The following is a 7,575-nucleotide window of genomic DNA, read 5'->3' as shown; positions in this document are numbered from 1 at the left end:
ACCGCCGACGGTCAGCGGCACGAACACCTGCTCGGCAGCGGCCGACACCACGTCCAGCATGGTGGAACGCCCCTCGGCGGAGGCGGAAACGTCGAGGAAGGTGATCTCGTCCGCGCCCTGGGCGTCGTAGCGGGCGGCCAGCTCGACCGGGTCGCCGGCGTCGCGCAGGCCGGCGAAGTTGACGCCCTTGACCACGCGCCCGTCCTTGACGTCCAAGCACGGAATGACGCGCACGGCAACACTCATGACTGCTCCTTACGGGTGGAGGCGGCGGGCTTTGCGCCCGTAGCTGGGCTGGGGGTCACGCGGACGATGCCGGAGTCGTCCGTGTCCTCCTGGGAAGGTGTGGAGGTATCGGTGAGTTCATCGGCGGCGGTGACTGCGAGAATGTCAATGACCACAGCCATCGCGTCCTCTCCAGTGGCCTGGTCCGCGGGCAGCGCCAGGACGATCCGACTGCCCACGGTCGCGTCGACCAGCCGCTGGGCGATGCCAGACAGGGTGTTGGACATGTTGATGGTGCCGGGAACAACAGTGTCGCCGTAGCTGGAGGCACGCTCGCTGCCGTCGGACCAGTTGACCGAGGCATAGCGGGCGATGATGACGTCACCGGAGTCGATCTGACGTCCGGTGCCGGTCACCAGCACGGAGGCGGCGACCCGAGTGGGGGCCTCCAGCCCCGCGACGGACAGGCTGACCGTACCGTCGTCGGCAGCAGCGACGGTGGGCATACCGTCGGCGGCCGTCTGCTCCTCCCCCGAAGCGGTGGTGGGAAGCACGTCGACGACGGTGATCTCGGTGGTGACGGTGCCGTCGTCGGCGGAGACCGGGGCGCGCAGCACCAGGCGGGAGCCCTCGCTTGCACCGGTGACCGTATCGGCGAGGACCTCCCCGAGGCCGGCGGCGTCGACGGTGCCGCGGTACAGGCGCACGCCGCTGGAGGTGCCGGTGGTGTTCGCCCCGCTGGTTCCCGAGAAGGTGGACACCGACAGTAGGACGGCGTCGCCGGTGACCAGAGTGCGGCCCTGCCCGGTGATGAGTGTGTCGGTGGTGACGCCGGTGGCGGGGGCGAGCGGGGAGATGAGGGAGACGACGGGGACGGAGCCGACGCGTCCGGCCACTTCCAGCACCTCGTCGATGGGAGCGTCGGCCGCGAGTGCTGCGGGGGCGGAGGCGGCGGTGGTGACGCCGCCGTGGCTGAACCGGGAGACGACGACGGGCACGAGCACGATGGCGGCGATGACGACCGCGGCCAGGGCCACGGCGATGCGCCCGCGGGGGCGGGGGCGCCCCAGGGCAGCGCCGATGGCGCGTTGCGCACCGGTGATAGCCGGCGGCTCGCTGACGTCGCTGCGGGTGTGCTCATGCTCCCGTTCCAGCTCGCGCAGCTGGCGGCGGGTCAACGGTTTGCCATCCTGCCCGGCCGGGGGCAGGGGCGTGGTCTCGTCGGCGTGAGGAGTCATGGGCTGCCTACGAGTATGCCAGAGCGCCGGGAGTCGGGCTCCTCCATGGCGGCCAGGAGGGCGTCGACCCGGGCGTCGACCGCGGCGAAGGGGTCACGCAGGGCGACGGGGCGGGTGTGGCCGTCGTCGAGTTTGAGGTTGACCCAGTCGACCGACAGGTCACGGCGCAGGTCCTCCGAGCGCGCAATGACGGCGCCGCGCAGGTGGGCGCGGGTGGTGGCCGGGGGTGTGTCGACGGCGGTGCGGCAGACGTCCTCGGCGACGATTCGGGTCAGCAGCCCGGCCTCCTCCAGCCGGGAGCGCAGTCCGGCGGCGGTGACGTCGTGGTAGGCGAGCGCCAGGCGCGCCACCCGCGGATCGTCCAGGCCGGCGTCGGAGCGTTGGGTATAGCGGCGCAGGAGCTGATATTTCGCAGCCCAGTCCAGGTCGGTGGCCACCAGGTCGGGGTTGCCGGTGCGTACTGCTCGCAGGCCGCGCTCCCACAGGTCCAGGACCCGCTGGTGGGATTCGGTCAGGTCGAGTTCCGCCTGGGCGTGCGCGGTGACCCGGGCGAGGTGCTCGGCCTGCAGGTCGAGTGGGGTGATTGTGCCCCCGTCCGCCAGCTCCAGGGGCACGGTGCCGGTCAGGTCGTGGCAGGTGTCGCGGATGGCCCGCATGGGGTTGGCCAGGCGCAGGTCGCTCAGGTCGCCGCCGGCCTCCAGGTAGTCCAGCAGGAGGTCCATGGCGCCGACCTTGAGCAGGGTGGAGCCCTGGGCGATATTGGAGTCGCCGACGATCACGTGCATGCGCCGGTACTTTTCGGCGTCGGCGTGCGGCTCATCGCGGGTGTTGATGAGAGGGCGGGAGCGCGTGGTGGCCGACGAGACGGCGTCCTCCATCTGGTCGGCGCGTTGGGAGAAGACGTAGCGAGCGGGCCCGCCCGCCGGGTCGGTGAGGATGTGGCCGGCGCCGACGAGGATCTGGCGGGTGACCAGGTGCGGTACCAGGGTGCGGGCGTCATTCCAGAAGTCGCCGCGGCGACGCACGAGGTAGTTCTCGTGGCAGCCGAAGCCGGCGCCCTCGGCGTCGAGGTTGTTCTTGAGCAGGTGGATACGGCCGGGCACGTCCTGCTCGGCCAGTCGGCTGTTGGCCTGCTGGGCCAGCTCGGCCATGATGAGCTCCCCGGCCCGGTCCTGGGCGAGCAGGTCGGTGAGGCGATCGCATTCGGCGGTGGCGAACTCCGGATGGGAGCCGACGTCGAGGTAGAGACGGGCGCCGCCGCGGGTGAAGATGTTGGAGGAGCGGCCGCGGGCGATCAGGGGGGCGAACAGCTCCCGGGCGGCGTGGTCGGCGTCCAGGGGCGGGGCGGAGCCGGTGGTGGAGGCGCAGGTGATGCCGTACTCGGTTTCCACGCCGATGATCCGGCGGGCGGGGGCGCGCCCAGTGGCGCAGCCGCCGGCGGCCGCGGCGTCCGGCACCTCACTCGCCGCCCTTCTGGACGAATCCCTGCACGAAGGTGGCCGCGTTGGTTTCCAGGACCTCATCGATCTCGTCGAGGATGTCGTCCACGCCGGCCACCTGTGCCTGCCCGGACGACGTCGGCGCGGGGCCGGTGGAGGCGTCGGGATCGCCGGTGGGCTGGATCTGCTCGTTGAGGCTCATGAAGGTGGTGTGCTTTCTGACTCGGTGAAGGGGGATTTTAAGGCGTTACTGCGTGGCTGCGTTACTGCGCGGCATCCGGGGTGACGGCGGCGCGCACGGTATCCAGGATACGGGCAGATTCGGCGTCGCTGACGGCCACGGCGTCGGGCAGCGGCAGGCGCAGCAGCTCGGCATGTCCGGGCACGTCGAGGACGAGGCTGGTCCAGGAGGCGGCAATGACGGCGGCGTGGTTGGCGATGGCCGTACCCCGGACGGCGGCGCGGGTGCCCGCCGGGGGGCGGTCGGCGGCGGCCTCGATGTCAGCGTCCGTGGTCAGGCGCCTGACCCGGCCGGCGGCCGCCAGCTTGTCGGCCAGGCCACGCCCGGCACGCAGGTCGGCCCACTGGATGTCGGCGGCGGCCAGGCGCGGGTCGTCCCAGCCAGTGCCGCGGCGCGCGCGCAGGCCCTCGCACAGCTGGAGCTTGGCCACCCATTCGACCAGCGCGGCGGCGCGCGCGGTGGCGTCGGCCTGGGCGGGGGTGCCCTGGGAGGCGGCGTAGGCGTCGAGTGCGTCCAGGGTCTCCTCCCACAGGGCCAGGACCCGAGCGGTCTCGGCGCCGAGGTGCTCGGCGTCGGTCCCGCCCAAGTCCTCGCCCAGGGCGGCGGCGATCGCCTCCAGGTGGGCGCGCTGGATGGCCACGGCGGTCAGGGGGCCGCGCTCGGTGGCCAGCGTGTAGGTGAGCGTCGGGTCATGGGACATGGCCCAGTGCTCCTCGACCGGGTCGGCGGTGATCCGCAGGTCGGCCAGCGCCCCCAGGCCCTCGCCGCGGTCGTGGGCACGTTCCAGGTACCACAGGAGCAGGTCGGTGGTAGCGACCTTGAGGTAAATGGGAACGTCGAAGCGGTTGGCGTCGCCGTTGATAACGTGCAGGCGGCGGAAGCGGGCGGCGTCGGCGTGCGGCTCGTCACGGGTGTTGACGATGGGCCGGTTGAAGGTGGTCTGCAGGGCGATGTCGGTGCCCACGTAGTCGGCGCGCTGACTAAGCTGAAAGCCGGGCCTCTCACTGCGCTGCCCGATGCCGACCCGCCCGGCCCCGGCGAAGACGGGGCGCGTGACGAGGAAGGGGATGAGGGCGGCGGCGAGGGTGTCGAAGGGCAGGTCGCGACGCACCAGGTAGTTCTCGTGGGAGCCGTAGGCGGCGCCCTTGCCGTCGACGTTGTTCTTGTACAGGACGATCTCCCCGTCCTCCGCACCGGCATCGGCGGCGTCCTGGGCGAGTGCCGCCATGGCGCGGCGGGCGACGACCTCGCCGGCGCGGTCCCAGACCAGGGCGTCGTAGGGCGTGAGCACCTCCGGGGAGGAGTACTCGGGGTGGGCGTGGTCCACGTAGAGGCGGGCGCCATTGGTCAGCACCGCGGTGCTCGGCTGCGGTAGGGCGGCCGCGGCGGCGCTGGGGCGCGGGCGCGAGCCCCACGGCGGGACGCCGGTGGAGTCGGTGAGCCCCGGATCGTTCCCGGCAGGCGCGGGCCGGTCCGGGTCGTCGGTGAGCTGGCTGGGGTGGGCGGCGGCGCGCTCCAGGCGGCCGCCACGCAGGTCCGCGAGCGGGTCCTCCCCCTCATAGTCCCAGCGGACGGCCTCCTGGGTTCCAGCACCGGGACGGCCGATGGCGCCGTAGGCCGCGACGATCCGGCTGGCCATGGCGATGGAGTTGGCGTAAGGGTTGCCGGGCTGCAGCACCCCGAATTCGGTCTCCAGGCCGACGGGGCGCTGAACTGGCCCGACGCTGGTGGCGGACGGGGGCGTGCTCATGGGGTCTCCTGCTGCGGTGAGGCGGTGGGGGCCGCGGTGGTGAGGCGGCGGACGAAGCTGATGGGCTCGCCGCGGTGGCCGACGATGCGGCTGGCGGCCTCCGGCCCCGTCAGGGAGGTGATCTCCTCATTCTGCCGGCTTTCGACGGCGACAGCGTCGCACAGACGACGGGTTGACAGCCCGCCGCGCCCGCCCGCCAGCTCGTCCTTGATCGCGGTAGTCTTGGCGCGGGAGACAATGGCGGCGAGCATGGCGCCGGAGACGACATCGCACAGGTACAGGGTTTCGCGCTCCCCGGAGGCGTAGGTGACCTCGAGGACGGCATGGTCGGGGGTGCGGGCGTAGAGGGCGGCGACGGCGGCGCGCCGCATGGCCTCTGCGGCCGCCTCGCGGTCCCCTCCGGCTGCCGCCAGCTCCTCGGGATCCAGGGGCAGGTCGGCTCGCAGGTGCTTGGCGAGGATTTCCGCCGCGCCGGCGGCGTCGGGACGGTCGATGCGGATCTTGAGGTCGAAGCGTCCGGGCCGCAGGATGGCGGGGTCGATCATGTCCTCGCGGTTGGAGGCGCCGATGACCACGACATTGTGCAGGGACTCCACGCCGTCGATCTCGGACAGGACCTGCGGGACGATCATGTTCTCCACGTCGGAGGACACGCCGGTGCCGCGGGTGCGCAGCAGGGCTTCCATCTCGTCGAAGAAGATGACCACGGGGCGGTCCTCGGCGGCGACCTTGCGGGCCTGGTCGAAGATGGCACGGATCTGGCGCTCGGTCTCGCCCACGAATTTGCTCAGCAGCTCCGGGCCCTTGATGTTGAGGAAGGCCGCCCCGCGCGTCCCGGCGCCGGCGGAGTCCGCCAGTGAGGTGGCCACTGCCTTGGCGATAAGGGTCTTGCCGCAGCCGGGCGGCCCGTACAGGAGCATGCCCTTGGGTGCGCTCAGCCCGTAGGCGCGGTACAGCTCCGGGTGGGTGAAGGGCAGTTCGAGCGCGTCCCGGATCTGCTGGATCTGCGGGCCCAGGCCGCCGATGTCCGCCCAGGACACGTCCGGGGTTTCAGCGACGACGAGTTGCTGGATACTGGTGCGCTGGATGCGGGCGGTGACGACGTCGGCGCGCAGGTCGGCGGCGAGGGCGTCGCCGGGACGCAGTGAGTCGGGGTCGAGGTGGTCGGCCAGGCGCACCACCCGGGTGGCGCCGCCCCCGGTGGTGACCAGGGCGCGGTCGTCGAGAACCTCGTCGAGGGTGACCGCCTCCCCGGTGTCGGGGACGGGCAGGGCGTCGACGACGAGCATCTGATCGTTGACGGCCACGCGCTGGCCCACGGCCAGCGCGGCGGCATCCAGCTCGGGGTGCAGTCCCAGGCGCAGGTGGCGCCCACCCAGGCTGACGTCTGCCTCGCCGGGGCCGGGCAGGCCGGTGAGCAGGCCGAGGGTGACCGGCGGGCGGGTGACGGCGTCGAGCTGGGTGCCGAGCTCAGCGATGCGCTCGCGGGCGGCGTTGAGGGCCGTCACGAGGCGCTCGTTCTTGGCTGACAGGCTGATGGCCTCGGCGCGCGCCTCGCGCAGCTGGTGGCTGGTGAAGTCGCGCGCCGGCATGCCCAGCGGTTGCGGTTCACTCATGGGGCGGCTCCTCCTGCTTGGCGTCCCCCGGCAGGACGGGGGTGGCGTCGTCGGGCTGCTTGGCCCGGCAGTCGCGCAGCACGCGGCGGACCTTGCGGTCGGTGCTGGTGCGTTCGGCGACATCCTCGGGCAGCCAGTATCCGGCGTCGTCGTAGGCGCCGCGCGCTGGGGGGCGTTTGCGGGTCAGCGGCGCGGATCCGGCGGCCAGGCGACGGGCGGTGAGCAGGAAGCCGGTGTGGGCGACCATGCGGTGGTCGGGCCGCACGGACAGGCCATCGACGTTCCAGGTGCGCACCATCGACTCCCAGGACTCGGGCTCGGTGAACAGCCCGCTGTGGCGCAGTGCCTCCACGGTGCGGGACAGCTGCGTGACCGTGGCGACGTAGGCGAGAAAAACCCCGCCGGGCACCAGCACGCGGGCGGCGGCGGAGACGTTCTCCCAGGGAGCGAGCATGTCCAGCACCACACGGTCCACGCTCGCGTCGGCGACGTGTGCGGCGACGACGTCGGCGAAGTCGCCGGTGCGCAGCTCCCAGGCGGGGTGGTGGCGGCCGAACCAGGAGTCAACGTTGGAGGCGGCGATCGCGGCGAAGTCCGCGCGCCGTTCAATCGACAGCAGGTGCCCGCTCTCGCCGATCGCGGACAGCAGGCTCATGGTCAGGGCCCCGGAGCCGACGCCGGCCTCCAGGACCCGCGCCCCGGGGAAGATGTCCGCGTAGGCGACGATCTGGCCGGAGTCCTTGGCGTAGACCACCTGGGCGCCGCGCGGCATGGACAACACGTAGTCGGCCAGCAGCGGGCGCAGCAGTAGCAGTTCATGCCCGGATTCGGTGGTGAGCACGGTCCCCTCGTCCCGGCCCACCACGTCGCGGTGGTAGAAGCTGCCGCGCTGGGACTGGAAGTAGCCGCCGGGGTCGAGGACGAAGGTGTGTTTGCGGCCCTTGGAGTCGGTGACCTGGACGCGTTCGCCGTAGCGGAAGGGACCGCGGCGTCCGGCCTGCCCCAGCACCTGTTGGGTGGCCACGCGCGGCTGCACGGCGGGAGTGGTCTGCTCGCTCATCGCGCC

7 protein-coding genes are annotated in these 7,575 nt (G+C 72.3%); all 7 read right to left on the bottom strand.

Going from position 1 to position 7,575, the window contains the following annotated elements; genetic code table 11:
• Positions 1 to 246: HisA/HisF-related TIM barrel protein (locus tag RWX45_RS13370; protein WP_316024206.1), on the bottom strand; the 246-nt coding region annotated here is incomplete at its 3' end.
• Positions 243 to 1,463, bottom strand: coding sequence for a hypothetical protein (locus RWX45_RS13365; protein WP_316024205.1), 1,221 nt, complete (start codon positions 1,461 to 1,463; stop codon positions 243 to 245). The genes RWX45_RS13370 and RWX45_RS13365, both read right to left, overlap by 4 nt.
• Positions 1,460 to 2,920 carry a Pup--protein ligase gene (gene pafA, locus RWX45_RS13360; RefSeq protein WP_316024204.1) on the bottom strand — a complete coding sequence of 487 codons (1,461 nt, stop codon included), beginning with the start codon at positions 2,918 to 2,920 and terminating at the stop codon, positions 1,460 to 1,462. The genes RWX45_RS13365 and pafA overlap by 4 nt, the downstream gene beginning before the upstream one ends.
• 1 nt (position 2,921) lies before the next feature.
• Positions 2,922 to 3,104, bottom strand: a complete 183-nt coding sequence (locus RWX45_RS13355) for a ubiquitin-like protein Pup (protein WP_316024203.1) — start codon at positions 3,102 to 3,104, stop codon at positions 2,922 to 2,924.
• A 61-nt stretch (positions 3,105 to 3,165) separates the two neighbouring features.
• Positions 3,166 to 4,893 (bottom strand): depupylase/deamidase Dop, encoded by a 1,728-nt coding sequence (gene dop, locus RWX45_RS13350; RefSeq protein ID WP_316024202.1) that lies wholly within the window; start codon positions 4,891 to 4,893, stop codon positions 3,166 to 3,168.
• Complete coding sequence (gene arc / locus RWX45_RS13345; protein ID WP_316024201.1) at positions 4,890 to 6,509, bottom strand: proteasome ATPase; 1,620 nt, start codon at positions 6,507 to 6,509, stop codon at positions 4,890 to 4,892. The genes dop and arc overlap by 4 nt, the downstream gene beginning before the upstream one ends.
• Positions 6,502 to 7,569: a tRNA (adenine-N1)-methyltransferase gene (locus RWX45_RS13340; RefSeq protein WP_316024200.1), complete on the bottom strand. Its 1,068-nt coding sequence runs from the start codon at positions 7,567 to 7,569 to the stop codon at positions 6,502 to 6,504. Before RWX45_RS13340 ends, arc begins: the two co-directional genes overlap by 8 nt.
• Positions 7,570 to 7,575 lie beyond the last annotated feature (6 nt).

This window comes from Actinomyces sp. MRS3W (assembly GCF_032465695.1).
Classification (GTDB): Bacteria; Actinomycetota; Actinomycetes; order Actinomycetales; family Actinomycetaceae; genus Actinomyces.
The sequence above is the reverse complement of the archived record's forward strand: the minus strand, read 5'-3'. Positions and strand labels throughout refer to the sequence as shown.